At 63.8% G+C, this 25,931-nt stretch carries 28 protein-coding genes; 11 read left to right on the top strand and 17 right to left on the bottom strand.

Annotated features, from left to right (window positions below; translation table 11 throughout):
• Positions 1 to 70: 70 nt before the first annotated feature.
• The 6 genes from QM801_RS09930 (at position 71) to ppx (ending at position 7,408) form a co-directional block, all read left to right on the top strand.
• Positions 71 to 1,165: a DUF2066 domain-containing protein gene (locus QM801_RS09930; protein ID WP_415019045.1), complete on the top strand. Its 1,095-nt coding sequence runs from the start codon at positions 71 to 73 to the stop codon at positions 1,163 to 1,165.
• A 10-nt stretch (positions 1,166 to 1,175) separates the two neighbouring features.
• Complete coding sequence (locus tag QM801_RS09925) at positions 1,176 to 1,733, top strand: CDP-alcohol phosphatidyltransferase family protein (protein WP_415019044.1); 558 nt, start codon at positions 1,176 to 1,178, stop codon at positions 1,731 to 1,733.
• Positions 1,730 to 2,887 (top strand): AI-2E family transporter, encoded by a 1,158-nt coding sequence (locus tag QM801_RS09920; protein WP_415019043.1) that lies wholly within the window; start codon positions 1,730 to 1,732, stop codon positions 2,885 to 2,887. The genes QM801_RS09925 and QM801_RS09920 overlap by 4 nt, the downstream gene beginning before the upstream one ends.
• Before the next feature lie 6 nt (positions 2,888 to 2,893).
• On the top strand, positions 2,894 to 3,589 hold the full coding sequence (locus QM801_RS09915) for an HdaA/DnaA family protein (protein WP_415019042.1): 696 nt from the start codon (positions 2,894 to 2,896) through the stop codon (positions 3,587 to 3,589).
• Positions 3,590 to 3,734: 145 nt separating this feature from the next.
• Positions 3,735 to 5,903 (top strand): RNA degradosome polyphosphate kinase, encoded by a 2,169-nt coding sequence (locus QM801_RS09910; RefSeq protein ID WP_415019041.1) that lies wholly within the window; start codon positions 3,735 to 3,737, stop codon positions 5,901 to 5,903.
• Positions 5,900 to 7,408 (top strand): exopolyphosphatase, encoded by a 1,509-nt coding sequence (ppx, locus tag QM801_RS09905; RefSeq protein WP_415019040.1) that lies wholly within the window; start codon positions 5,900 to 5,902, stop codon positions 7,406 to 7,408. The genes QM801_RS09910 and ppx overlap by 4 nt, the downstream gene beginning before the upstream one ends.
• Here ppx and rnd read toward each other — a convergent pair.
• From rnd to QM801_RS09875, 6 genes are all read right to left on the bottom strand, one after another.
• On the bottom strand, positions 7,405 to 8,583 hold the full coding sequence (rnd, locus tag QM801_RS09900) for a ribonuclease D (protein WP_415019039.1): 1,179 nt from the start codon (positions 8,581 to 8,583) through the stop codon (positions 7,405 to 7,407). The two genes, ppx and rnd, sit on opposite strands and share 4 nt — an antisense overlap.
• The gene (gene purB / locus QM801_RS09895; RefSeq protein WP_415019038.1) at positions 8,576 to 9,883 is read right to left on the bottom strand and encodes an adenylosuccinate lyase; all 1,308 of its coding nucleotides are present in this window, start codon (positions 9,881 to 9,883) and stop codon (positions 8,576 to 8,578) included. Before purB ends, rnd begins: the two co-directional genes overlap by 8 nt.
• A 205-nt stretch (positions 9,884 to 10,088) precedes the next feature.
• Positions 10,089 to 10,493 carry a hypothetical protein gene (locus QM801_RS09890; RefSeq protein WP_415019037.1) on the bottom strand — a complete coding sequence of 135 codons (405 nt, stop codon included), beginning with the start codon at positions 10,491 to 10,493 and terminating at the stop codon, positions 10,089 to 10,091.
• 114 nt (positions 10,494 to 10,607) lie between these two features.
• Positions 10,608 to 11,288, bottom strand: coding sequence for a L,D-transpeptidase (locus tag QM801_RS09885; protein WP_415019036.1), 681 nt, complete (start codon positions 11,286 to 11,288; stop codon positions 10,608 to 10,610).
• Positions 11,289 to 11,397: 109 nt separating this feature from the next.
• The gene (locus tag QM801_RS09880; protein WP_415019035.1) at positions 11,398 to 11,826 is read right to left on the bottom strand and encodes a DUF995 domain-containing protein; all 429 of its coding nucleotides are present in this window, start codon (positions 11,824 to 11,826) and stop codon (positions 11,398 to 11,400) included.
• A 48-nt stretch (positions 11,827 to 11,874) separates the two neighbouring features.
• Positions 11,875 to 12,120, bottom strand: a complete 246-nt coding sequence (locus QM801_RS09875) for a hypothetical protein (RefSeq protein ID WP_415019034.1) — start codon at positions 12,118 to 12,120, stop codon at positions 11,875 to 11,877.
• A 131-nt stretch (positions 12,121 to 12,251) separates the two neighbouring features.
• Between QM801_RS09875 and QM801_RS09870 the strand changes: the two genes are divergently transcribed.
• Both QM801_RS09870 and QM801_RS09865 read left to right on the top strand, forming a co-directional pair.
• Entirely contained in the window at positions 12,252 to 12,602 is a 351-nt protein-coding gene (locus QM801_RS09870) for a DMT family protein (RefSeq protein WP_415019033.1), read from the top strand.
• On the top strand, positions 12,599 to 13,450 hold the full coding sequence (locus tag QM801_RS09865) for a 23S rRNA (adenine(2030)-N(6))-methyltransferase RlmJ (protein ID WP_415019032.1): 852 nt from the start codon (positions 12,599 to 12,601) through the stop codon (positions 13,448 to 13,450). The genes QM801_RS09870 and QM801_RS09865 overlap by 4 nt, the downstream gene beginning before the upstream one ends.
• Before the next feature lie 12 nt (positions 13,451 to 13,462).
• Here the strand turns inward: QM801_RS09865 and QM801_RS09860 are convergent, their stop codons facing one another.
• Together QM801_RS09860 and QM801_RS09855 are read right to left on the bottom strand one after the other, a co-directional pair.
• On the bottom strand, positions 13,463 to 14,059 hold the full coding sequence (locus QM801_RS09860) for a tetratricopeptide repeat protein (protein ID WP_415019031.1): 597 nt from the start codon (positions 14,057 to 14,059) through the stop codon (positions 13,463 to 13,465).
• A gap of 137 nt (positions 14,060 to 14,196) precedes the next feature.
• Positions 14,197 to 15,327 (bottom strand): FAD-dependent monooxygenase, encoded by a 1,131-nt coding sequence (locus QM801_RS09855; protein ID WP_415019030.1) that lies wholly within the window; start codon positions 15,325 to 15,327, stop codon positions 14,197 to 14,199.
• 95 nt (positions 15,328 to 15,422) lie between these two features.
• Here QM801_RS09855 and QM801_RS09850 point away from each other — a divergent pair, with 95 nt between their 5' ends.
• The 3 genes from QM801_RS09850 (at position 15,423) to QM801_RS09840 (ending at position 17,688) form a co-directional block, all read left to right on the top strand.
• The gene (locus QM801_RS09850; RefSeq protein ID WP_415019029.1) at positions 15,423 to 16,625 is read left to right on the top strand and encodes a pyridoxal phosphate-dependent aminotransferase; all 1,203 of its coding nucleotides are present in this window, start codon (positions 15,423 to 15,425) and stop codon (positions 16,623 to 16,625) included.
• A gap of 11 nt (positions 16,626 to 16,636) precedes the next feature.
• A complete protein-coding gene (locus tag QM801_RS09845) occupies positions 16,637 to 17,137 on the top strand; it encodes a DUF1993 domain-containing protein (RefSeq protein ID WP_415019028.1) in 501 nt (166 codons plus the stop codon).
• A 77-nt stretch (positions 17,138 to 17,214) separates the two neighbouring features.
• On the top strand, positions 17,215 to 17,688 hold the full coding sequence (locus QM801_RS09840; RefSeq protein ID WP_415019027.1) for a DUF992 domain-containing protein: 474 nt from the start codon (positions 17,215 to 17,217) through the stop codon (positions 17,686 to 17,688).
• A 66-nt stretch (positions 17,689 to 17,754) separates the two neighbouring features.
• Here the strand turns inward: QM801_RS09840 and QM801_RS09835 are convergent, their stop codons facing one another.
• From QM801_RS09835 to QM801_RS09795, 9 genes are all read right to left on the bottom strand, one after another.
• Complete coding sequence (locus tag QM801_RS09835; RefSeq protein ID WP_415019026.1) at positions 17,755 to 18,510, bottom strand: DUF2259 domain-containing protein; 756 nt, start codon at positions 18,508 to 18,510, stop codon at positions 17,755 to 17,757.
• Positions 18,510 to 18,746 carry an Lrp/AsnC ligand binding domain-containing protein gene (locus QM801_RS09830; protein ID WP_415019025.1) on the bottom strand — a complete coding sequence of 79 codons (237 nt, stop codon included), beginning with the start codon at positions 18,744 to 18,746 and terminating at the stop codon, positions 18,510 to 18,512. Before QM801_RS09830 ends, QM801_RS09835 begins: the two co-directional genes overlap by 1 nt.
• Before the next feature lie 9 nt (positions 18,747 to 18,755).
• A complete protein-coding gene (locus tag QM801_RS09825; RefSeq protein WP_415019024.1) occupies positions 18,756 to 19,883 on the bottom strand; it encodes a branched-chain amino acid ABC transporter substrate-binding protein in 1,128 nt (375 codons plus the stop codon).
• A gap of 72 nt (positions 19,884 to 19,955) precedes the next feature.
• Positions 19,956 to 21,077 (bottom strand): branched-chain amino acid ABC transporter substrate-binding protein, encoded by a 1,122-nt coding sequence (locus tag QM801_RS09820; protein ID WP_415019023.1) that lies wholly within the window; start codon positions 21,075 to 21,077, stop codon positions 19,956 to 19,958.
• A 180-nt stretch (positions 21,078 to 21,257) separates the two neighbouring features.
• Positions 21,258 to 21,602 carry a DUF6867 family protein gene (locus QM801_RS09815; RefSeq protein WP_415019022.1) on the bottom strand — a complete coding sequence of 115 codons (345 nt, stop codon included), beginning with the start codon at positions 21,600 to 21,602 and terminating at the stop codon, positions 21,258 to 21,260.
• Positions 21,603 to 21,613: 11 nt separating this feature from the next.
• The gene (locus tag QM801_RS09810) at positions 21,614 to 22,336 is read right to left on the bottom strand and encodes an ABC transporter ATP-binding protein (RefSeq protein ID WP_415019021.1); all 723 of its coding nucleotides are present in this window, start codon (positions 22,334 to 22,336) and stop codon (positions 21,614 to 21,616) included.
• The gene (locus QM801_RS09805; RefSeq protein ID WP_415019020.1) at positions 22,333 to 23,511 is read right to left on the bottom strand and encodes an ABC transporter ATP-binding protein; all 1,179 of its coding nucleotides are present in this window, start codon (positions 23,509 to 23,511) and stop codon (positions 22,333 to 22,335) included. The genes QM801_RS09810 and QM801_RS09805 overlap by 4 nt, the downstream gene beginning before the upstream one ends.
• 2 nt (positions 23,512 to 23,513) lie before the next feature.
• Positions 23,514 to 24,890: a high-affinity branched-chain amino acid ABC transporter permease LivM gene (gene livM / locus QM801_RS09800; RefSeq protein WP_415019019.1), complete on the bottom strand. Its 1,377-nt coding sequence runs from the start codon at positions 24,888 to 24,890 to the stop codon at positions 23,514 to 23,516.
• A 7-nt stretch (positions 24,891 to 24,897) separates the two neighbouring features.
• Positions 24,898 to 25,803, bottom strand: a complete 906-nt coding sequence (locus QM801_RS09795) for a branched-chain amino acid ABC transporter permease (RefSeq protein ID WP_415019018.1) — start codon at positions 25,801 to 25,803, stop codon at positions 24,898 to 24,900.
• Positions 25,804 to 25,931 lie beyond the last annotated feature (128 nt).

Raw genomic sequence — 25,931 nt, 5'->3', positions numbered from 1 at the left:
TGATTTGCCAGGTGAATTGAGTGGCCAAATAGCCCGAAACACAGGGGCGAATAAAGCCCGAATGGACGACATGGGGACAACTCTGAAACGACCGCTTCTGCTGCTGCTGGCGGCCCTGATCTGCCTTTTTGGCGTGACCCTCGCGGAAGCCGCCGGACCCGTGGAAACCAGCATTTTCGCCGTGCAGGGCGTGGACGTGGACGTGACCGACAAGGACGCCGCCACCGCCAAGGACAAGGCCCTCGTCGAAGTGCAGGTGAAGGCCTTCAAGCAGCTGGCCGAGCGACTCGGCACGCCCGAACTGGTATCTGAAATCGAGGGCATGGAGACGAAGGACATCCTGCCCTATCTGCGTTCGCTCTCCATCGAGGAGGAAAGCATCAGCCCCGGCCGCTACCAGGGCAAGCTGACGGTGCGGTTCCTGCCCGACAAGATCAAGAGTTTCTATGGCAGCCGCGGCATCCGCATCACGGCGGTGCAGGGGCCTGCCTTCCTCGTGCTGCCCATCTGGAAATCCGAGAACGGCCCGCAGCTCTGGGAGGACAATCCGTGGCGGCAGGCATGGATCAATCTCCGCGCCGAGCAGTCGCAGGTGCCGATCATCGTGCCGCTGGGCGACCTCGACGACAGCGAGATCATCTCGGCGCAGGACGTGCTTTCGGGCGACAGCGTGAAGCTGGAGGCCATGCGCCGCCGCTATGACGTGAAGTCGGTGGTGATCGCCTATGCCGAGCCGCAGCCCGATGGCGGCATCCGTGCCAGCATGAATGCCAACACGCCGCTCGGAAAGATCACCTTCGACAAGGTCTACCGCGACGACAGCGGCGACGTGCTGGCCTCGTCCACGCTCGCCACCAAGCGCTTCCACCAGGTGATGGTGGACAAGTTCCGTTCCGACTCCGCCCGCATCCTCGCAGGCGACGTGCAGCGCGAAACGCTTCAGGTGGCGGTGCCGTTCTCCGGCCCGTCGGACTGGAACCGGGTGCGCTCGCAGATCCTCTCGACGCCGGGCGTCGTCGGCCTTGATGTTTCGTCGCTGGCGGGTGACGGTGCGGTCGTCAAGCTCACCATCTCGGGCGAGATCTACACCGTGCAGGAAAGCTTCAAGGCGAGCGGATTGCAGCTCTTCCAGGCGGGAGACTCATGGGTCATCCAGCCAATCTGAGGTGCGGCCCATGCCCGTGAGCCTGCCCAACGCCATCACCATCGCCCGCATCCTGCTGGTGCCCTTCACCGTCTGGCTGATCATCAATCACCAGTTCGGCTTCGCGCTCTTCGCCTTCCTCATGGCTGGCATCAGCGATGCGGTGGATGGCCTCATCGCCCGGCGCTACAATCTGCAATCCGAGCTTGGCGCCTATCTCGACCCTATCGCCGACAAGGCGCTGCTGGTCTCGATCTACGTGGCGCTGGCCGCCATGCAGTTCCTGCCCACGTGGCTGGCCATCATCGTCGTCACCCGTGACGTGCTGATCGTGGGCGCCGTGCTGCTCGCCTGGGTGCTGGCGCGGCCGGTGGAGATGCGGCCCCTGCAGGTGAGCAAGGTCAATACCGTGGCGCAGATCCTCTTTGCCGGCGCGCTGCTCTTCACCCTTGCCACGCAGTTGCCGCTCGATGGCATCCTTGATGTGGGTGAACTGTTGGTGGCGATGCTGACGCTGGCCTCGGGCGCCATCTACATGAGGAACTGGGTCCGCCACATGAGCACGCCCGCGGGAGGGAAAACGCCATGACACTGCAACGGCAAATGGGCTTCTGGCTGGCGGCGCTGGCGCTGTTCATCCTCTTCCTGTGGGCCTTCCAGGACATCCTGCTGCCTTTCATCGCGGGCTTCGTGCTGGCCTACTTCCTCGATCCTGTGGCCGACTGGCTGGAGCGGCGCGGCCTCAACCGGGTGCTTGCGACGCTCATCATCATCATCGCCGCCGTGCTCGTTGTCGTGGTGGTGATCCTGCTGGTGGCGCCCATCCTCGCCGACCAGGCGCTGAAGCTGGCGCAGGACCTGCCGGCGCTGCTCCGCACGCTGCTTGCCAAGTTCGATGCCGCCGCTCCGCAATTCATCAAGGACATGGTGGCCAAGAGCGGGACCGACATCCAGGGTTCGGTGGGTGACATCGCCAGCAAGGCAGCAGGCTGGGTCGCCACGCTCATCTCTTCGGTGTGGTCGGGCGGCATGGCCATCGTCAACGTGGTGTCGCTCCTCGTCGTGACGCCGATCGTCGCCTTCTATCTCCTCGCCGACTGGGACCACATCGTCGCCAAGGTGGATGGCTGGCTGCCGCGCGATCACGTGGAGGAGGTGCGCGCCATTGCCCGTGACATCAACACGGCCATGGCGGGCTTCATCCGCGGGCAGGGCACGGTGTGCCTGCTGCTCGGTCTGTTCTATGCGCTCGGCCTCTCGCTCGCGGGTCTCAAGTTCGGTCTCGCCATCGGATTGGGCGCCGGGCTGCTCAGCTTCATTCCCTATATCGGCGCGTTGACGGGCGGCGTCATGGCGATCGGTGTCGGCCTCGTGCAGTTCTGGCCGGAGTGGAGCAGTGTGGCGATCATCATCGCCATTTTTGCTGCGGGCCAGTTCATCGAGGGCAACTTCCTCTCGCCCAAGCTGGTGGGTGGCTCCATCGGCCTCCATCCGGTGTGGCTGATGTTCGCGCTCTTTGCCTTCGGTTATGTCTTCGGCTTTGTCGGCCTGTTGCTCGCCGTGCCCATGGCCGCGGCGGCGGGTGTGCTGGTGCGCTATGGCCTGTCGCGCTACCTATCCTCTCGGCTCTACACCGGCACGGGTCAGGGCGCGGGGCAGGGCGCTCTGCCGCAGCCCGTGCCCACGCCCGTCAAGACGCCGGTGGCCACACCGGTCAAGACACCGGCCCGGCGCCGGACCTGAGGCGCGATGGCCGGCCGCCAGCTCACCCTCGACCTTGCCCTGCGGCCCGCCCTGGCGCGGGAGGACTTTCTTGTCTCGCCCGCCAATGCCGCCGCCGTGGCGCTGGTCGACCAATGGCCGAACTGGCCTACCCACGGTGCGGTGATCGTGGGTCAGCCGGGCAGCGGCAAGAGCCATTTGGCCTCGGTGTGGCAGCAGCGGTCGCACGCCAAGCTCCGGCCCGCGGCGGCCCTCTCGGCGGCCAGCGTGCCGGAAGATTTTGCGAGTGGCAGTCTGGTGGTCGAGGATGCCGGCGAAGCGGGGCTGGACGAGCGGGCGCTCTTCCATCTCCTGAACCTTGCCCGGCAGGAGGGCGGCTATGTGCTGCTTACCTCCTCCCGCCCCGTGGCGGCCTGGCCCATCGCCTTGCCCGACCTCCGCTCCCGCCTGCAGGCGCTGCCGGAGGCGGCCATCCTGCCGCCCGACGATGCCCTGCTGCGGGGCGTGCTGGTGAAGCATTTCGCCGACCGCCAGATCACCGTGTCTGAGGCGATCATTTCCTACATTCTCACCCGCATGCCGCGCTCCATGGCGGCGCTCCGCCAGATCGTGCAGGAGATCGACGCCCGGGCGCTGGCGGAGAAGGTGGAGATCACCCGGCCCTTCGTGGCGCGGGTGCTGGCCGAGGCGGTGTCGCCCGGCCTCTTCCCGCAGGAGGACTAGGGCGGCGGATTGCTGTTGAGGGCGGAGTAACCCCAGCGGGCGATGGCGCCCCGGCGGGCCTTCACGGCAACGTCACATATCTGCAATAATCGGCCCGCAACCGGGGGCCGAAAGCCTGACCGGCATGGCCCGCCTGGACACAGACATGAACCTTCCGCACGCCGCCCAACCGCCGCAAGACGCGCTGACACTGGACAACCCCAAGCGCTTCTTCAACCGCGAGCTTTCCTGGCTCGGGTTCAATTCGCGCGTGCTGGAGGAAGCCCGCAACCCCAATCACCCGCTCTTGGAGCGGCTGCGCTTCCTCTCGATCTCCGGAAACAACCTCGATGAATTCTTCATGGTGCGCGTGGCAGGCCTGGTGGGCCAGGTGCGCGAGCAGGTGCCCGAGATCAGCCAGGACGGCCTCACCCCGCAGGAACAGCTGGTGCTGATCCGTGAGCAGGCGCAGGCGCTGATGATCGAGCAGGACGTGCGCTGGAAGCACCTGCGCCAGGAACTGCGCGAGAACGGCATCGCCATCGTCGACGAGGGCGAGATCACCGCCGAGGATACGGTCTTTCTCAACAACCGCTTCCTCGAGCAGATCCTGCCGGTGGTGACACCCATCGCCATCGATCCGGCTCACCCGTTCCCGTTCATCCTCAACCGCGGTTTCGTGATCGCGGTGGAACTGCGCCGCAAGAGCGACGGCAACACCATGCGCGCGCTGCTGCCCATTCCGCCGCAGCTCGAGCGCTTCATCCGCCTGCCAGGCGAGGGCGTGCGCTTCATCTCGATCGAGACCATGCTCGGCCTGTTCCTGCCCCGGCTCTTCCCCGGCTACGAGGTGACGGGCCGTGGCCTCTTCCGCATCATCCGCGACAGCGACATCGAAATCGAGGAAGAAGCCGAAGACCTGGTGCGCGTGTTCGAAACCGCACTGAAGCGCCGCCGCCGCGGCTCGGTGATCCGCATGGAAGTGGACAGCACGAGTCCAGCCAACCTCACCGCCTTCATCGCCGCCGAACTGGAAGTCTCCGATGACGTGGTGGTGGTGAGCGACGGCCTCGTCGGCTATTCCGACACCTCGCAGCTCATCCTCGACGAGCGGCCCGACCTGAAGTTCAAGCCCTTCGTGGCGCGCTTCCCCGAGCGCGTGCGCGATCATGGCGGCGACATCTTCGCGGCGATCCGCCAGAAGGACTTCGTCGTCCACCATCCCTATGAATCCTTCGACGTGGTGGTGCAGTTCATCCGCCAGGCGGCGGCCGACCCGGATGTGGTGGCGATCAAGCAGACGCTCTACCGCACCTCGCGCAATTCGCCGGTCGTGGCGGCGCTTGCCAAGGCGGCGGAAGCGGGCAAGACGGTGATGGCGCTGATCGAACTCAAGGCCCGCTTCGATGAAGAGGCCAACATCCAGTGGGCCCGCGACCTGGAACGCGCCGGCGTGCAGGTCGTCTTCGGCTTCATCGAGCTCAAGACCCACGCCAAGGTCTCGATGGTGGTGCGGCGCGAGCAGGGGGCGATGCGCACGTATGTGCACTTCGGCACCGGCAACTATCATCCGATCACCGCCAAGATCTACACCGACCTCTCGTTCTTCACCTGCGATCCGGCGCTGGCCCGCGATGCCGCGCGGCTCTTCAACTTCATCTCGGGCTATGCCCAGCCGGAAGACCTTGAGCGCATCTCGCTGTCGCCCATCAACCTGAAGGCACGCCTGCTGCAGCACATCGACGAGGAGATCGCCCACGCCAAGGAAGGCCGCCCCGCGCAGATCTGGGCCAAGATGAATTCGCTTGTCGATCCGGGCATCATCGATGCGCTTTACCGCGCCAGCCAGGCAGGCGTGCAGATCGACCTCGTGGTGCGCGGCATCTCGTGCCTCCGACCCGGCGTGCCCGGCCTCTCGGACAACATCCGGGTGAAGAGCATTATCGGGCGCTTCCTCGAGCACTCGCGCATTGTCTGTTTCGGCGCCGGTCAGGCGCTGCCCCACGAGAATGCCAAGGTCTACATCGGCTCGGCCGACTGGATGCCGCGCAACCTCCACCGCCGGGTGGAGACGCTGATCCCCATCCTCAATCCCACCGTTCATGACCAGGTGCTGGACCAGATCATGGTCGCCAACCTGCAGGACAACGAACAGAGCTGGGAGCTTCAGCCGGACGGCACCTCGCGCCGCCTCGTGCCGCCGTCGCCGGAAGAAGCCTTCAATGCCCACAAGTTTTTCATGCACAATCCATCGCTCTCTGGACGGGGCCGCTCGCTCGCCGCTAGTGTGCCGCAACCCATTCCACGGAAAAAGAAATCGGCGAAGAACAAGTGACCTGGCATACCGGATTCCGCACCGAACCTCCCAGCTACAGGCCCGTGGCCGTGGTCGACATCGGCTCGAACTCGGTCCGCCTTGTCGTCTATGACGGCCTCCGCCGCTCGCCCACCCCGGTGTTCAACGAAAAGATCCTCTGCGGCCTCGGCAAGGGCGTGGCCATCACCGGCAAGCTGAACGAGGCGGCGATCGTGCGCGCTCTTGCAGCGCTCCGCCGCTTCCGCACCCTCGCCAAGCAGATCGGCTGCAAGCAAGTCTTCGCGGTCGCGACCGCAGCGGCGCGCGAAGCGACGAATGGCGAAGACTTTGTCGACAAGGCCGAGAAGGCACTGGGGGCAGGGATCTCCGTTCTCACCGGCAAGGAAGAGGCGCGCTTTGCAGCCCTCGGCGTCATCGCCGGCATTCCCGAGGCCGACGGCGTGGCAGGCGACCTTGGCGGCGGCTCTCTTGAACTCATCGACATCAAGGACGGCAAGCTAAATGAGGGCGTGACGCTGCCGTTGGGGCCGCTCCGCCTCATGGACATGTCGGGCAACGACATGGAACGGGCCCGCGGCATCGTCGATGACTATCTCACCAAGACCGACATTCTCACGCATCTCAACGGCCGCAGCTTCTATGCGGTTGGCGGCGCCTGGCGCAACATCGCCCGCATGCACATGGCCCACGCGCATTATCCGCTGCATGTGCTGCACCAATACACCATGACGCGCTCGCAAGCCGCCGCCATCTCGGAACTGGTGTCGGGACTTTCCGCAGCCGCGCTGAAGGATGTGAAGGACGTCTCCAAGTCGCGTTCGGAAACGCTGCCCTACGGAGCCATGGTGCTTGAGCGACTGCTGCATCATTCGAAGGCGCGTGATGTCGTCTGCTCGGTCTATGGCGTGCGCGAGGGCTATCTCTATGCCCGCCTGCCGCGCAAGAAGATGCGCTCGGATGCGTTGCTCTCGTCATGCTGGGATTTCGCCCGCCGCTATGCGCGCTCGCCCGAACACGAACTCGAACTCTGCGACTGGACCGACCAGATCTTCAGCAGCAAGAGCTTTGCCGAAACCGACGAAGAACAACGCCTGCGCTATGCTGCCTGCCTGCTTGCCGACATCGGCTGGCGGGCGCACCCGGATTACCGTGCGGACCGCTCGCTCAGCATGATCTCGCAGGCGGCCTTCGTGGGCGTAGATCATCCCGGCCGCGTCTTCCTCGCGCTTACGGTGTTCTACCGCTACGAGGGCGAGGTGATGAAGGACGATCTCACCCGCCTTCTGGACGAGCGCGCCATGGAACGCGCCCATCTGCTCAGCTCGATCTTCCGGCTGGCCTACATTCTCTCGGCTGCCATGCCGGGCATGTTGCCCCGCATCGGACTGAAACTCTCAGGCAGCAAGGAACTCGTGCTCACGCTGCCGAAGAAACTTGCCGACCTGATGGGCGAACGGGTGGAGAAGCGTCTCGCCAGCCTTGCCTTCGAGATGGGCCGTACGCCTAGAGTCCAAATTGGCTAGCGCTTGACGATCTGGACCCGGCCCTTTTCCAGCGTGATTGCTGCCCGGCCATACTTGAGATCAAGCGCCACCTCACCGAACACCTGCCGCCGCCAGCCCTGAAGGGCAGGGACGTTGGCGTTGTCATCGACGGCGATGGCGTCGATGTCGGCACTTGAGGCGATGAGCTTGGGAGCAATCCCGTCGCGCTCGCTTACCACCTTGAGGGCGAGCTTGAGGATTTCGGCTGCTGCTTCCTGTGCCGATGACATTTCATCGCCACGGCCCTTGGGGCTTGGAATGTGGGACGGGTCGCGGGCAAGGCCATGGGCCACGGCTTCGAGGATGCCCTTGCCGATCACCGAATCCGCCGAGCCCCGGGGCAGAAGGCGGAGCTGTTGCAGCGCCTCCCGCGTCTGTGGCACCTGGATGGCGATCTCGGCCACGGCATCATCCTTGAGGATGCGGCCGCGCGGCACGTTCTTTTCCTGCGCCTGACGTTCGCGCCAGGCAGCGACCGCGATCAATGCGGCCTGCTGCTTCTTGTTCTGGATGCGGGCCTTGATGCGCCGCCAGCTCTGCTCGGGATCGACGCGGTAGGAGTTCGGATTGGCGAGGTCTTCAAGCTCACCTTCCAGCCAGTCGCTGCGGCTTTCCTTGGCAATCTGCTCCATCAGCTTTTCATAGACGGTGCGGAGATGCGTGACGTCCGAGAGGGCATAGGCCATCTGCTTGTGGGTGAGGGGGCGGCGCGACCAGTCGGTGAACTGCGCCGACTTGTCGATCTGCGCGCCCACCAGCTTGCGCACGATGGCCTCGTAGCCCACCTGGTCGCCGAAGCCGCACACCATGGCGGCGATCTGCGTGTCGAAGATCGGTGTGGGCACGGCATCCGCGAGGTTGATCATGATTTCCACATCCTGCCTGGCGGCGTGGAAGACCTTGAGCACGCGGCTGTCGGCCATCAGCGTGAAGAAGGGCTGAAGGTCGAGGTCCTTCGACAGGGGATCAATGAGGGCGGCATTGCTGCTGCCCGCGACCTGGATGAGGCAGAGCTTCGGGTAGTAGGTCGTTTCCCGCAGGAACTCGGTATCGACCGTGATGAAGCGTTCTTCCACCAGGCTGTCGCAGAAGGCCGCGAGCGCCTCGGTGGTGGTGATGAGGGGGATTTCCTTCTGCAAGCCGCGATCAGACATGGCCGAACACTCGCGCGAAGATCGTGTCGACATGCTTGGTGTGATAGCCCAGGTCGAAGAGGCTCTCGAGTTCCTTGGGTGACAAGTGCGCCGATATCTCCTTGTCCGCTTTCAGGAGGTCAAGGAACTGGCCTTCGCCGCGCCACACCGGCATGGCGTTCCGCTGCACGGCGGCATAGCTGTCCTCGCGGCTCATGCCCTTCTGGGTGAGAGCGAGAAGCACGCGCTGCGAATGCACGAGTCCGCCGAGGCGGTCGAGGTTGCGCTGCATGTTCTCAGGGTACACCAGCAGCTTGTCGATGACACCGGCGAGACGTTTCAATGCAAAGTCGAGATGCACGGTCGCATCAGGCCCGATGCCGCGTTCAACGGAGGAGTGCGAGATATCCCGCTCGTGCCACAGCGCCACGTTCTCCATGGCGGGTGTGACGGCGGAGCGCACGAGGCGGGCGAGGCCCGTCAGGTTTTCGGTGAGCACCGGATTGCGCTTGTGCGGCATGGCCGACGAGCCCTTCTGGCCGGGCGAGAAGTATTCTTCCGCTTCCAGAACCTCGGTGCGCTGCAGGTGACGGATTTCGGTGGCGAGCCGCTCGATCGAACTCGCGATCACGCCCAGCACCGCAAAGAACATGGCGTGACGGTCGCGCGGGATGACCTGGGTGGAGACGGGTTCGACGGCAAGCCCGAGCTTCTCCGCCACGTGCACTTCCACGCTGGGGTCGATGTTGGCGAAGGTGCCGACCGCGCCCGAGATGGCGCAGGTGGCGATTTCCTTCCGCGCGAAGACAAGGCGCTCGCGGGCCCGCTGGAACTCGGCATGGGCAAAGGCAAGCTTGAGGCCGAAGGTGATGGGCTCGGCGTGGATGCCGTGGCTGCGGCCGATGCAGGGCGTAAGCTTGTGCTCGAAGGCGCGGCGCTTGAGCGCGGCCAGCACCTCGTCGATGTCCTTGAGCAGCAGGTCGGCGGCACGGGTGAGCTGGATGTTGAGGCAGGTGTCGAGCACGTCCGAGGAGGTCATGCCCTGATGCACGAAGCGGGCCTCGGGGCCCACGATTTCGGCGAGGTGGGTGAGGAAGGCGATCACGTCATGCTTGGTGACGGCCTCGATCTCGTCGATGCGGGCGGCGCTGAATTCGGCGTCCTTGCCCTTGGCCCAGATGGCCTTGGCCGCCCCCTTGGGAACAATCCCCAGTTCGGCCATGCGGTCAGCGGCATGGGCCTCGATTTCAAACCAGATCTTGTAGCGGGTCTCGGGAGCCCAGATTTGGGCCATTTCCTTGCGGGCGTAACGGGGGATCATAGCAGTCCTTGCAGATGTCCATCGGCCTTAACAAATGTGACCGGGGGCTGTCATCCGACTTGTCTTGGAAAACACCCTCACCCCCGCTTCGCGGACCCTCTCCCCACAGGGGAGAGGGCGAACGCGATCAGCCTTCTCCCGCTGGCGGGAGAAGGTGCCCGAAGGGCGGATGAGGGTGGTTTGCGAGGGGAGAAGGGGGAGAGCCCTAGACCTTCATTTCCACGAGGCGGGAATTGGCGGCAAAATATGCGTCGCCGGTGTTCTTGAAGACCCCGCATTCCATGGGCTTGTTGCCGTAGGATTCGCAGAACTGTTCGCCGTTGGCGCTCCAGCGGCCCTTGCCGCTGCCCTTCGAGTCGTCCTGGTACTCGAAGCTGCCATCGCCATTGTAGGAGATGAAACCGTTACCGTCGGGGCGGGTGTACTGGAAGGTCTTGCCGACGATCGCGGCCTGGATCTCGGGGGCGGTGAAATTGCGGATGACCGCGCCCTGCTGCTGGGGAACGGCGGAGGAACCTTCATTGACGATGCGGATGCCCTTCGGACCCGTTGCACAGGCGCCAAGGGCGAGGCAGGCAATGAGACAAAGACCGACTGACGAACGGTACATTCCGAACACTTCCATGCATGCCCCCGCCCAGCGCCATGTGCCAGATTGGAACCTTGTTCGCAAGGCCAAAGGGCCTGGCTGCTGAAAAGCGTGGCCCGCAGAAAGCGTGCAGACTCAGATGTCGGCCCCCAGCACGATCACCTTGGCGCCCTTGGGCACCCGGTCAAAGAGATCCGCCACGTCTTCGTTCAGCATGCGGATGCAACCTGACGACATGGCCTTGCCGATCGAGTTCGGCTCGTTGGTGCCGTGGATGCGGTAGAGCGTGTCCTGACCGTTCGAGAACAGGTAGAGCGCGCGTGCCCCCAGCGGATTGTTGGGTCCGCCCGGCATGCCGTTGTTCCATTCCGCTGCATGCGCATCGCGGTAGGTCATCTCTTCCGGCGGAATCCAGCGCGGCCAGCGGCGCTTCATCTGAACGACGGCTTCGCCCGACCAGGCGAAGCCCTGGCGGCCCACGCCGACGCCATAGCGAATCGCCATGTTGTTCTCGAGCACGAGGTAGAGGAAGCGCTTCGACGGATCCACGATGATCGTGCCAGGAGACTCCATGCCCTCGTAGTGGACCATCTGGCGGTGGAATTTTTCCGGAATGCTGTCGAGGTCAGCCGGCGTGATCGGAAAATCGACGGGTGATTCGGGCGGCGGAAAGAGCGACGGATCGCGCCCCATGATCTCGCCTTCCTCGCCCCCATAAAGCGGATGCTGCTGCGCCAGTGCAGCCGAGACGGGAAGGGCGGCGGCCGCCATTGCAAGCACGCCGGAAAGGAAGAAACGTCGGGAGAGAGTGGACATGTGTGTGAAAGCCATGATCCGGTTGCAGGGGATCGAATGACTCACATGTAGGTATTGCCCACGGCTTTGCCATGTTTTTTATGCGGCAAGTTTGTGGAACCATTCACACTTATGCGAGTGTGAAGGTCGCCTGTCCCACCTTGTAGGTGTTGCCGGAGCCGCTGAAGGGCTGGCAGGTCATGGGAACGCCCTTGGGCAGGAACGGTGCGGGCGCAAAGCTTTCGCAAAGTTGTCCGTCCTTCACCGACCACTTGCCGGTTGTGGTGCCCTTGCCGGTCACCTCCACAAGCGAGCTGCCGTCGTCGGCATAGAGGGTCACGCCGCTGTTCTTCGGGCTCGCCCACTTCCAGCTCTTGCCGGAGAGGATCTGCTTGATCTGTCCGGCGCTCATCATGCCGGGCGCCATGGGCTGCGGGTTCAGGTCAACCTGCGGCTCGGCGGGCGCCGGCTCGGGATTGTCCTTGAAAATGTTCATGTTGGTGCAACCCGTGAGAGCCACGAGGCTTGCAGCAGCCAGAACAACCATCGACTTCTTCATTTCAATTCCCCCAAAACACCAGCCCGGTACCCATAACCTGTGTCAGGATTAGGGAGAAACCGAACTTTTGCCCCGGATTGGGGCGGCACTCTCGGCAATCGAACAACCTTCGATTGCGCAATCAGGGTGCTTTCCCAGTTCGGCGCGAACGTCTTTCCGGCCCGGCGTTACCACAGCCTTGCCATCGGAGGCCATCTGGAATGGGACCTGATCGGCCGACCCGAACCAGGGAGAAATTTCATCCGCAGCAGCCGGGGTAACCATAGCAAGGAACATCAGGACAAAATAACGCATTACAGGCCTCCGCAACGCTGCTCACACATTACGGCATTGTCGCCCCGACATGGTTACCGGACTGTTAATACCGTATGCAGCGCTTCCAGAATCTCCCCCGAAGCAGTTTCCTGAAGCAGGTTTCACTCCGAATGACATCCATCACGCCGGCCCATGTCTATCCCATCCTGATGCTGATTGCATCCAACGTGTTCATGACCTTCGCCTGGTATGGGCATCTCGCCTACAAGCAGAAGGCGCTGTGGCTCGTCGTGCTGGCAAGCTGGATCATCGCCTTCTTCGAATACTGCCTCGCCGTGCCGGCGAACCGTATCGGCAGTGCCGTCTACAGTGCGGCTGAACTGAAGACGATCCAGGAGGTCATCACCTTCAGCGTCTTCATCGTGTTCTCGGTCTTCTGGCTGAAGGAGGCGATCACCCTGCAGCATGTCATCGGCTTCGCCGTCATCGTGGTGGGCGCAACGATCGTGTTCCGGGCATGAACTACCGTCACGCCTATCACGCCGGAAACCATGCGGACGTGCTGAAGCACGCCGTGCTGGCCCGCGTGCTCGGCTATCTCGTGCAGAAGGACAAGCCGCTCGCCGTGCTCGATGCCCATGCCGGCATTGGCCGCTACGACCTCAAGGGCGCCGAGGCCTACAAGACCGGAGAATGGAAGGATGGCATCGGCAGGCTGCTCGCCGAGCCGCTGCCGGAAGACGCGCGCGGCCTTCTTGCCACCTATCTCAACATGATCCGCGATCTCAATCCGGACGGCACCCTGCGCATCTATCCGGGCTCGCCCGAGATCATTGCCCGGCTGTTGCGACGGAGCGACCGCATCATCCTCAACGAACTTCATCCTGCCGATGCCGATACGCTGGCGGCGCGCTATGCGTCCGACAAGCGCGTGCGCATCACCCGCGTCGATGCGGCCCAGGCGGTGAAGGCGGAACTGCCCTTCACCGAGCGGCGTGGCGTGGTGCTGATCGATCCCGCTTTCGAGGTTGCGGGCGAACTTGAAAAGATGGCACGCATGCTCGGCCACATTCACGCCCGCATGCAGAACACCACCATCATTGCCTGGTATCCGCTGAAGCAAGAGGGCGCCGAGGCTGCCCTGCTGGATGCGGCCACGGCACTGCCCTGTGCGGGCACGATTGCCGCCGAACTGCGGGTGCGGGAAGGCTTTGCGGAAGGGGGCCTTGCGGGCTCGGGCGTCGTCGTCGTCAATCCGCCGCACACGCTGAAGGCGGAACTCGGCATCATCCTGCCGGTGCTGGCGGCGCGCCTTGGTGCCGCGAAGTGGGGCAGGGGCAGCGTGAGAGAACTCACGCCACCCCGGTAGGTTCGATCAGGATCAGTTGGCCGCAGCGGCGATGGCCTTCGACAGGTCGCCGTATTCCTCGCAGGTCGTGCCGCAACGCTTCTCGATTTCGGCGAGTTGCAGCTTGGCGAGATCAAGCTTGCCGGCAGCGGCATAGCCTTCACCCAGATATTCGCGGGCGCGGACGAAATCCGGGTTCATCGCCAGGGCGCGCTGGTAGAAACCGACGGCAACATCCAGGCGGCCCGCCTTGCGGTGGCTGTAGCCCTGCATGTTGAGCACGTCCGGATCCTTCTGGTCGGCCATTTCGAGCAGGTCGAGGGCCCAGTCATATTCGCCTTCCTTGGCGAGCGCATAACCCTGCTGATAGAGTTCCTGCGGCGTGAGCAGCTCAGCCGCCACGTTCACGCACTTGGCCTTCTTCTTGCCGCTGACCATCACCATCTTCACGGCTTGGCCCTTCTTGCACTTGAGCTTCTTGGGCGAAGTCGTCGGTGTGTTGGCGGGGCCGCCGCCTCCACCACCGCCACCGCCACCCCCGCCGCCGCCGGCGGCAATGCTGACTGCAGGCATGATTGCCACGCTGGCGGCAAGAACGCCTGAAAACAGGATGCGTTTGAGATGGGTCATGATCAGTTCCTCCGTATTGTAACCGGAGATGATATTAAACTTCCTGCTGCAGCGCACCGGCGGAATGGGGTGCTGATCGTCACGTTTTCGTGTGCGGAGCGTGAGAGGCGATGGACCGGCAGGCAAAAACCCCGGCCTCAGCCGTTTTTGTAGATCCACGCCAAGCGTGACAGGAACTGCTGGTCCGGCATCATGCGCAGCACGAGATTGCGCGCTGCCGCCATCGGTCCCTTTGCGCTGTAGATCTGACCCTGCCGCACGCTCGCCTGGTGAACCGTAGCGACGCGCGGCATGCGCTTGTTGAGATGGGCGAAGTTCACGGGCAGCGTGCCGGCATCGCGCAGCAAGTCCGCGAGCAGGGCCGCATCCTCGAGCGCCATGGCCGAGCCCTGGGCGAAGTAGGGCACGGTGCCGTGCGCCGAGTCGCCGAGGAGTGCCACGCGCCCCTTCACCCAGCTGGAAAGTGGCGGCACATGGCGCGCTTCCCACGGCAGCCACTTTCCGGCGCCCGCGAGAATGTCCTGCAGGCCCGCGCAGCATTGCTCGATGATCTCGTCGGTGAGTTGCCCGTCGTGGGCGACGAGCACGATGTTGAGCCGGTGCTCCTTGCCCACAGGGTAGTGCACGCAGTGGAACCCGCGGCCCATCCACAGGTTCACGCAGTCACCGTCGGCAAGTGTTGCCGGCATGTCGGTGAGGGCACGGTAGATGATCTGCCCCGCGAACACCGAAGCGCTGCCCGGCCACAGCTTCTGGCGGATGCCGGAACGCATGCCGTCGGCGGCGATCAACACATCGCCCGAATGGCTCGTGCCGTCCTGCAGGGTCAGCGACACGCCATCCACGTCTTCGCTGATGTCCTGGACGGCGCTGCCGCCGCGGATGGTGATCGACGGGTGTTCTGCGGCAGCGGCGAGAAGCGCGCCATGAAGGTGGGCCCGGTGGGCCACGCGATAGGGCGCACCGAACATTGCCTCAAAGGCGCCGGCAAGCTGCACCCGCCTGACCGTGCGGCCAGACATGGCGTCGCGGAGGATGATGGCGGGCGGTGCGGTGGCGATGGCCGCGACCTCGCTCCAGGCCCCGATTCGCTGCAGGGCCTTCACGGCGTTGGGTCCGATCTGGAGGCCGGCACCCACTTCCTCGAAGGCACCGGCGCGTTCGAACACCAGGGCCTCGCGCCCGGAGACGGCGGCTGCGAGAGCTGCTGCGACACCGGCGATTCCGCCGCCGGCAACGAGGATGGGGAGCTGTTTCACAAACGCCATTCTGCCATGCCGGGCGGCGATTTTAATGCGGCGGATTGATGCTTGCGGGGGGCCGCGCAACCCCTTATGCCGCCTCCCAAAGCAAGAGGACTGCCATGGGCTTTATTTCCGACGCACTGAACCGCATCCAGCCATCTGCCACGATTGCCATCTCCAACAAGGCCTCTGCCATGCAGGCGGAAGGCAAGGACGTGATCGGGCTCGCGGCCGGCGAACCGGATTTCGATACGCCCGACAACATCAAGGACGCGGCGATTGCTGCCATCAAGGCAGGCAAGACCAAGTACACCGCGGTGGATGGCATCGCCGAACTGAAGAAGGCGGTGGCCGCCAAGTTCAAGCGCGAGAACGGGCTTGAGTACAAGACCTCGCAGGTGTCGATCGGCACGGGCGGAAAGCAGGTGCTTTTCAACGCCTTGATGGCGACCGTGAACCCGGGAGATGAAGTCATCGTTCCGGCCCCTTACTGGGTGAGCTATCCGGATATCGTGATGCTTGCGGGCGGCACGCCGGTGATCGTCCAGGGGCCGGCCGACAAGGGCTTCAAGCTGCAGGCCGCCGACCTTGCCAAGGCGATCACGCCCAAGACCAAGTGGCTGATCCTGAACTCGCCGTCGAACCCCTCGGGTGCCGCCTACACGCGTGACGAACTGAAGGCCATCGCCGAGGTGCTGCTCAAGCATCCGCAGGTCTGGGTGCTCACCGACGACATGTACGAGCACCTCGTCTATGACACGTTCGAATTCACCACCATCGCCCAAGTGGAGCCTCGGCTCTACGACCGAACGCTCACCATGAACGGCGTCTCCAAGTCCTACTGCATGACAGGCTGGCGCATCGGCTACGGCGCAGGCCCCGAGGTGCTGATCAAGGCCATGGCCAAGCTGCAGTCGCAGTCGACCTCCAACCCGTCCTCCATCGCCCAGTGGGCGGCTGTCGAGGCGCTGAATGGTCCGCAGGATTTCATCGCCGCCAACAACAAGGTGTTCAAGGAGCGCCGTGACCTCGTGGTCTCCATGCTGAACCAGGCGAGGGGCCTCCACTGTTCGACGCCGGAAGGGGCCTTCTATGTTTATCCCTCCTGCGCCGGCCTCATCGGCAAGACCGCGCCGTCGGGCACGGTGATCGCGAACGACGAAGTGTTCGTCACCGAGCTCCTCGCGGCGGAAGGCGTTGCCGCCGTCCACGGTGCGGCCTTCGGCACCTCGCCGTTCTTCCGCATCTCCTATGCGACGGCCACCAAGACTCTCGAAACGGCCTGCGAGCGCATCCAGCGCTTCTGCGCCTCACTGCGCTAAGGACACCCTCGATGTACGACGTTTCCGTTCCGGTCCTCATCCACAGCCTCAAGGCGCTTGCTGCCATCCTGAAGAAGGCGGAGGCCCATTGCGAGGCACGCAAGATCAAGCCCGAGGCGCTGCTGACCTTCCGGCTCTTCCCGGACATGTTTCCGCTGACCTCCCAGGTGCAGCTCGCCTCCGACTTCGCCAAGGGCGCAGGTGCCCGCCTGTCCGGCACCGCCAATCCGAGCTATGCCGACGAAGAGAAGACCTTCGCCGAACTGCAGGCGCGTCTCGCCAAGACGATTGCCTTCCTGGAATCCCTCGACTCAGCTGCCTTCGCCGGAGCCGAAACGCGCATGGTCAAGGTGCGGATTTCGCGGGACATCGAAAAGGAAATGACCGGTCAGGAGTATTTCAACCGGAACGCATTGCCGAATTTTTATTTCCATATTACAACGGCTTACAACATTCTGCGTCATAACGGCCTGGAGCTCGGAAAAGGGGACTTCCTTGGCCGCAACATTTGAGGGAAAATAACCTAGCCGCCTCAATCCTGACGCACTTTGCGCCGAATTGCATCCCACTGACTTTCAAGGAGAATACTATGAAGTTGAAGTTTGCAGCACTTGCCCTTGCCGCCACCACGGTTGCCGCCGCAGCCACCGATCTTCCGGCTGAAGCGGGCTCCTATGGCGTGAAGGTGGGCGTGCTCCGCTGCCACGTCGATGGCGGCGTTGGCTTCATCATCGGCTCGTCGAAGAACGTCGAGTGCGTGTTCCGCCGTTCGGGCGGCGGCCACGAGCGTTATGAAGGCTCGATCGGCAAGCTCGGCGTCGACATCGGCGTCACCCATCAGGCAGAACTCGCCTGGATCGTTTTCGCGCCCGGCAAGATCGGCCATGACGCGCTGAAGGGCAGCTACACCGGCGCCAACGCCGAAGCGACCGTCGGCATCGGCCTCGGCGCCAACGTTCTCGTCGGTGGCTTCAAGAAGGGCATCAACCTTCAGCCGATCAGCCTTCAGGCCCAGGAAGGCCTGAACGTGGCTGCCGGCGTGGCCAGCCTCCACCTGCGCTGATCAGATCGCGCACGAACGAATTGAAAGGCGCTCCGCGAAAGCGGAGCGCCTTTTTCATGTCCGCAGTCAGTTTGAAAGTGGCGGCGGCTTGAAAGGCACGGCGATGAAGCGCCGGTCCGAGCCTTCGAAACCGCGGCTAAAAACGCCGATCAGCGCCACGAAGGTCTCTTCCTGCTGGCCATAACCCGCAGGCGCGAAGACGGCCTCGATGTCATAGGCGTGCGGGCAGAAGCGCGACTTCGGGATCGCCGTGTCGCGCGTGGCGGTGATGCTCTTGCCGGACTTCACGTCCTTCACCGTCACCTCGAGGCCAACGGGCGTTGCGATGTCGAGATCGGTGCAATCGGCAGGGGCGGGCAGGGCCACGTCCTTCACTTCGATCTCCCAGGTGCCGGTCGCGTCGTAGTTCGAGGGATTGCCCGATGAATCATAGTAGCGGGCGAAACGCACCTTGCGGCGATCCGCCTGCCCAACCTGCGTGAACGGCAGATAGGCCAGCGTATCGACGGCGCTCGTGGCCTTCACGCTGTCGATCACCGGCTTCGCCTGCTGGATCGCCTTGGCGCGGGCGGCATCGATGTTGCCGTCCTCGCTTTCGTCCTGCACCCGCACGGGCGAGCCCTTCACCCATGTATCGTTGCCAAGGTCGATGACGAAGATGTCGGAATAGGCGAAGCCCGAGCCATCCTGCACGCCATATTGCTCGAAGGCGAAGTAGCGATTGTCCGGCGAGAAGCCGATGGCGCGGGACTGCGCTCCGTCGGCGGCGTGGGCGGCACCCGCGAGCGGGAGAAGCAGCAGTGCGGCCAGTCGCAACCGCATCAGAAGGCCTTGAAGGTGACGAGCGTGTAGGTGTCGCGGATGCCCGGCACGGTCTGGATGCGGTCGGCGATGAAGCGGCCCACGTCCTGGTCTTCCTCGAGATAGAGCTTCACCAGAAGATCGAAGCCCCCGGCGGTGGAATAGATCTCGGAGGCGATTTCGGAATCGGCGATGGCCGACGCCACCTCGTAGGACTTGCCGAGTTCACATTTGATCTGAACGAAATAGGCGCGCATGGGCAATCCTCAAGGCTGCGGGTCTTCGGCAAACTGCGCCGCGCTCCAGCGATACCAGTCGAAGTGCTGGGTCACGAGATCGCCGCGGGAATCGAACTGCAGGGTGCCGAGAAGGGTGGAGATGGTGTTGCCGCCCTTGATCCAGTCCGCCATAGCGCGGCCGTTGTTGACGCCGGCGGCCTTCGCAGCGGCAGCAAAGACCTCGACTGCGGCGAAGGAGGGCAGGGTGGCGCCTTCGGTTCCTGCATCGCCGGTGAGCACCTGTTCGACCTTGAACTTGTTGGCAAGCGTCAGGGGATCAACACCAAAGGTCACGCGCGTGCCTTCTCCGGCATCTTCCGCCTTCTGCCAGTAGACTTCATTCAGCAGGAGATCGGGACCATAGAACTGCGCCGCCACGTTCTCCTCGCGGAGCGCCTTGGCGAGATTGCCGGCATCGGTGGCAGTGAGGGCGAAATAGACGACCGTGCTGCCGGCGGCCTTCACCGCCGTCACCACGTCCGTGAAATTCGTCGTGCCCGGCTTGATCACCTGCTCGACGCCATTGGAGAGGCGGCCCTTCAGGCGCTCGACGATGCTGCGCATGGAGGGCGTGCCGTCGCTGATGATCGCGACCTTGGCGGCGGCATCGTCCTTCAGGATGCGCGCCGCTGCCACATCGGCCTGGGCGTCGTCGCGCGAGGCAAGTCGTACCACGTTCCAGTTCTGCTGGTCGGTGACGGCAGGGAGCGTGGCGGAGGGCGTGATGGCGAGGATGCCGGCCTCGAGATAGGTCTTGGCGGCGGCGATGGTGGCGCCGGAACAAAAGTGCCCGACGACCACGCGCACGTCCTGGCGGGCGAGATCCTGCGAGACATCGAAGGCGCGGCGCGTATCGCAGGCATCATCGACCACGACCGAGCGCAGCGGCTCGCCGTTGATGCCGCCGCCTGCATTCACCACCGTGATTGCTGCTTCCACACCGGCTGCCATCTGCTTTCCGAAAACGGCATTGGGGCCGCTCATTGGACCCGCGACCCCGACGAGGATGTCGGCGGAGGCGGGAGACGAAACTGCCAAGACCGCAAGCAGAAGAGGAATGAAACGCAAGGCCGCGACTCCGGTGGACCGGCTCAAGCTATTGCGCGGCCAGCACATTCGCAAGTGCGAAAGAAAAAACCGCCCGGACGTGTGTCCGGGCGGCGTTCTCAGCCGAAGCTGATGAGAGAACTATTCGTTCTGGATGTAGGTGAAGGAGCCGTCGGCCTGCTTCTTCCAGGTGTAGAGAACGTAGTCCGGACGGGTGATGTCACCCTTCGCGTCGTAACCGATGTCGCCAATGGCGGTCGGCCACGGGCCGTTCTTCTTGATGGAGTCGGCGACAGCCTGAGCGTCGTCGTTCTTGCCAACCTTGCCAGCAGCGCCGGCAATGACCTGCATCGCAGCGTAGGAGTACAGCGTGTAGGCTTCGGGTTCGAAGCCGGCAGCGCGGAACTTCTCGACGATGTCCTTGGCTTCCGGACGCTTGCGCGGATCGGGAGCGAAGGTCATGAGCGTGCCTTCAACAGCCGGACCGGCGATCGAAGCGAGTTCGTTCGACACGATGCCGTCGCCGGACATGAAGGTGGCGTTCAGGCCGGCGTCAGCCGCCTGGCGCTTCAGGAGGCCGAATTCCGTGTGGAGGCCGCCCCAGTAGACGAAGTTGACGCCTGCGTCCTTCATCTTGGTGATGAGGGCCGAGAAGTCCTTGTCGCCAACGTTGACGCCTTCATAGAGGGCTTCGGTCACGCCGCCGCCGTTCATCGCCTTCTTGGTTTCGTCAGCCAGACCCTGGCCGTACGGCGTCTTGTCGTGGAGGACGGCGATCTTGCCATCCTTGAAGTTCTTCACGATGTAAGCGCCGGCAACCGCGCCCTGCTGGTCGTCACGGCCGCAGGTACGGAAGGTGTTCCACAGACCACGCTCGGTGACCTGCGGGTTGGTGGCCGAGGGAGAGATCACGAGCACGCCGTTTTCAGCGTAGACTTCCGAGGCCGGAATGGTGACGCCCGAGTTGAAGTGGCCGATGACGTACTTGACGCCGTCAGCAACGAACTTCTGCGCAACCGACACGCCCTGCTTCGGGTCCGACACGTCGTCGCCGAAGGTGAGCTTGATCTGTTCGCCGTTGATGCCGCCCTTGGCATTGATGTCGGCGGCAGCCTGTTCGGCACCCTTCTGCAGCTGAGCGCCGAAAGCGGCGTTCGGGCCGGTCAAAGGACCGGCAACGCCGATCAGGATGTCTGCCCAGGCAGCGCTCGATACGGCAACCATGGCCGCAAGCGCAAAGCCCGACATGAGGATTTTCTTCATTTCACAACTCCCTGTGTGTGATTTTGGGTCTTTCGAAGGTCCCTTTCGCGGTGCCCTGTCATCGTGATCGTCCGATGCGCGGGGGCTCCACTTGGGGTCAAGATTTGCCCATTTTCAGGCAAATGTCACGCTGATTCAGACCGGAAATACAGTGCTTTCCGGACTGTCAGGCAAATTGCGTTAACTCTTGTTGCGCCAGCCGAACGGAGAGGTCTTCTCGTAAAGCCAGTGATACTGACGCGTCATCTGGCCCGTGCGGGTGTAGCGCCAGCCCAGCCAGACGAACACGCCCAGCACCACCGCATCAACGAGATAGCGGGTGAGGCTGAGGAACGGCGCTTGGTAAAGTGCGAAGTGCAGGAAGCGCGCACCCGCTGCAAGGAGCAGGGTGACGGCGAGGAGGTTCCACACCGGCTTCCAGTCGTTGGCGATGGACCGGCCCGCCGCCCAGGCCGCACCAAGGCAGAGCGCCACGAAGGCGTATTCGCCGGCGAGTGCCGTACCTGTAAAGATGTCTTCGAGCATGATCTCTCTCCTCAATGCCCGGTTTCAAGATAAGCGGCGCGCACCTCAGGATTGGCCAGGAGTTCGCGGCCCGTGCCGGTGAGCGTGATGTTGCCGTTCACCATCACGTAGGCGCGGCTGGCAAGCTTGAGCGCGCCAAAGGCGTTCTGCTCCACGAGGAAGACGGTGAGGCCCTTCTCGCGGTTGAGCGTGCGGATGGCATCGAAGATCTGCTGCACGATGATGGGCGCAAGGCCGAGCGAGGGCTCGTCCAGCAGCAGGAGCTTCGGGCGTGCCATCAGTGCGCGGCCGATCGCCAGCATCTGCTGTTCGCCGCCCGAGAGCGTACCGGCGCGTTGCGAGATGCGCTCCTTGAGGCGGGGGAAGAGCTTGAAGATCTCCTGGGAGTCTTCGTCGAAATACTTGAGGCCGTTGATGTTGGCGCCCATCTGCAGGTTCTCGAGCACGGTCATGCGCGGGAAGATGCGGCGGCCTTCGGGAGACTGCGCGATGCCAAGACGGGCGATCTCGTGGGTCGGCATGTTGGTGATGTCGCGGCCCTCGAAGGTGATGGTGCCCTTGCGCGCGCGCGGCGTGCCGAAGATGGTCATCATCAGCGTCGACTTGCCGGCACCGTTCGAGCCAATCAGGGTCGCGATCTCGCCCTGGCGGACTTCGAAGTCGATGCCCTTCAGCGCCTGGATGTTGCCGTAGAAGGTTTCAACCCCCTTGCCGGAGAGGAGAATGTCGCTCATGCCCGGCCTCCCTTCTTGCTCTTGCTGGCCGTCTTCGCGGCGGTTTTCTTGGCGGGAGCCTTCTTTGCAGCCGTCTTCTTGGCAGCAGCCTTCTTGGCCGGAGCCTTTTTCGCGGCTGCCTTGACCGGCGCCTTTTCCGTCACGGGGGCAGGGGCGGCCACGGGAGCTGCTTCCGCCTTGGCAGGCGCCGCCTCATCCGGCAGCTTCAGGACTGGCGGCGGCGGAATGTTCACCCGCTCGCTCTTGAACTCGGGCGCAAGCTTGGGCAGCGGAGCGCGGGCCGCGGGAGCAGGCGCATCTGCCGCCTTTGCTGCAGGCTTCGCGGCACTGGCCTTGGCCTCGGCCTTGACGATGGCGTTGATCTCCTCCTCGACGTCCTCGACGCCGAGATAGGCGCGGATCACCGCCGGATCGTTCTTCACCGTGTCGGGCGTGCCGTCGGAAATCTTCTTGCCGTAGTCCAGCACCACCACGTGGTCGGAAATTCCCATCACCACGCTCATGTCGTGTTCGATGAGGAGGATCGCCATGTTGTGGTCATCGCGGATCGAGCGCAGCAGCTTGTTGAGATCGTCGGACTCGCGCGGGTTTAGGCCAGCGGCGGGTTCGTCGAGACAGAGAAGCTCAGGCCCGGTGCACATGGCGCGGGCGATCTCGAGGCGGCGCTGGGCGCCGTAGGGCAGGTCGCCCGCCGGATCGTCGGCACGGGCGAGAAGGCCGATGCGGTCGAGCCAGAAGCGCGCCTTGTCCTTCGCCTCGGCGGCGAAGGTCTTGTAGTGCGAGAGGCCGAGCAGGCCGCCGATCGTATAGTACGACGCCTTGTTGAGGGCGTTGTGCTGGGCCACCAGCAGGTTTTCCAGAAGCGTCAGGCCCGAGAACAGGCGCAGGTTCTGGAAGGTGCGGGCCACCTTCGCCTCGCGGTTCACCAGATAGTCGGGCAGCCGCTCGAGGAGGTAGGTCTCGCCGTTGTTGCGGGTCAGCTTCATCATGCCCTGGGTGGGCTTGTAGAAGCCGGTGATGCAGTTGAACACCGTGGTCTTGCCGGCGCCGTTGGGGCCGATCAGCGCGGTGATCTCGCCGCGGCGGGCCTCGAAGCTCAGATCGTTGACGGCGACGAGGCCGCCGAAGATCATCGACAGGTGTTCGACGGAAAGGATGGTCGTCTTGCTCGTCATGATCAGCCGTGGCCTTCCTTGGTGAATTTTCCGGAGATGGCCTTGCGTTCCGCGTGGAGGAAGTCGGAGGGTTCGCGTGTGCCCACGAAGCCGCGCGGCTTGTAGAGCATCACCAGCACCATGGCCAAGCCGAAGATCAGCATGCGGTAGAGTTCCGGCGTGAAGTCGGGCCCGAAGATGATCTTGAGGAAGTCCATCTGGCGCAGGAGTTCTGTACCGCCCACCATGACGATGGCTGCAACCGCGATGCCGCTGAGCGAACCCATGCCGCCGAGCACGACGATGGCGAGGATCACTGCCAACTCGAGGAAGACGAAGCTTTCCGGCGAGACGAAGCCCTGGCGCACGGCGAAGAAGGCGCCGGCGAAGCCGCCGAACATGGCGCCGATGGCGAAGGCGGTGAGCTTGGTGGTGGTGGTGTTGATGCCGAGCGAGCGGCAGGCGATCTCGTCTTCACGCAGGGCTTCCCAGGCGCGGCCGATGGGCAGGCGGCGCAGGCGGATGGTGACGAAGGCCGTGACCATGCAGAGCGCGAGGATGAGATAGTACAGGAACACCTTGTACCAGACCGACGACATCGGAAGCCCGAAGGTGGCGGCGAAGCCATCCGGCTTGGCGGTGAATTCATAGAAGCCGAAGAGCGTGGCCTTGGCGATGCCGGAGACACCGAAGGTGCCCTTGGTCACCGCCGTCCAGTTGATGAGGACGAGGCGGATGATTTCACCGAAGGCGAGGGTCACGATGGCGAGGTAGTCGCCGCGCAGGCGCAGCACCGGGAAGCCGAGGATCATGCCCCAGAAGGCCGCAAGAATGCCGGCGAGCGGCAGCAGGATCCAGAACGACAATCCGAAGTAGGACGAGAGCAGGGCGTAGGAGTAGGCGCCAACCGCGTAGAAGGCAACGTAGCCCAGGTCGAGCAGGCCCGCGAGGCCGACGACGATGTTGAGGCCCCAGGCCAGCATCACGTAGATCAGGATCTGGATGCCGAAGTTGTCGATCCACTTCAGCGAACCGTTCACACCGAACACGGTGAGCATGAGGAACGGGTAGATGAGGAGGAAGGCGAGCGCCAGCTTGTAGAAGTTCTGGCGGAACCAGCTCACCTCTTCGCTGGGCTTCTGGGCCGCCTTGGAGGCGCGGCGCGCGGCGAGGGCGGGCGAGACGAAGGCCGTCATGGCGAAGCGGATCACCATCGCGGCGGCCACCATGCTGAAGAGCAGGCCCCAGCGCTGGATGAGGATCAGTTCGTTCTTGATGTTCTGGTCGGTGCGGAAGCCGATCAGCAGGATGAAGAGGCCGAAGACGACGAGGCCGGCATATAAGGCATCGCGCGCGGCTTGCTGGAACAGGTTGCCCTGCGCTTTCGATTGATCGCTCATGATTGGCTTAGACCTTTTCCACTTCGGGGCGGCCGAGAATGCCCGACGGCATGAAGATGAGCACGATGGCGAGAATGCTGAAGGCGGCGACGTCCTTGTAGTCGATCGAGAAGTAGGCCGACCACAGGGCTTCGATGAGGCCGATCAGCAGGCCGCCCAGCACGGCGCCCGGCAGCGAGCCGATGCCGCCCAGCACCGCGGCGGTGAAGGCCTTCACGCCCGGCACGAAGCCGTCGGAGAAGACGATGACGCCATAATAGGTGAGGTAGAGCGTGCCGGCGACGGCGGCGAGTGCGGCACCCATGATGAAGGTGACGGAGATGGTCTTGTCCACGTCGATGCCGAGGAGTGCGGCCATCTTGCGGTCCTGCTCGCAGGCGCGCTGGGCGCGGCCGAGCGGCGTGCGGTGCACGAGATACCAGAAGGCGGAGAGCAGCACCACGGTGACAACCACGATCAGGATCTGCTTCCATGACACGGTGACGTTGGGCGTGATGTTGAAGCCGCCGGAGACGAGCGCCGGGATCGGCTTGTTGCGCGGGCCCTGGGCCACCTGGAGGAAGTTCGAGAGCACGATCGACATGCCGATCGCGGTGATCAGGGGCGCAAGGCGGAAGGAGCCGCGCAGCGGCTTGTAGGCCACCCGTTCGATCGTCCAGTTCCACAGGCTGGTCAACACCAGCGCCACCGCCATCATGATGAGAAGGGCGAAGGCGGCGGGGAAGCCGGCGATGAAGGAGGTGAGGATGAGATAGACGATCAGGGCCATGAAGGCCCCCACGGTGAAGATGTCGCCGTGGGCGAAGTTGATCATGCCGACAATGCCGTACACCATGGTGTAACCAATGGCGATCAGGCCGTAGATCGACCCCAGCGTGAGGCCGTTAATGAGCTGCTGGAGGAAATACTCCATGTGCCCCCCTATGAAATTGACGCGTGTCTTGTATGTCCGAAGCTCATGAGCGGCCCGGTATCGGCGCGGTTTTAGAGAAGGCGACCCATAAAGACAAGTGTAGCAACCAGCGGATTCCCGGGGTTTGC

Source organism: Aestuariivirga sp. (genome assembly GCF_047600585.1).
Taxonomy (GTDB): Bacteria; Pseudomonadota; Alphaproteobacteria; order Rhizobiales; family Aestuariivirgaceae; genus Aestuariivirga.
Note: the sequence above shows the minus strand (reverse complement) of the source record. Positions and strands in the feature narration are given on the sequence as shown.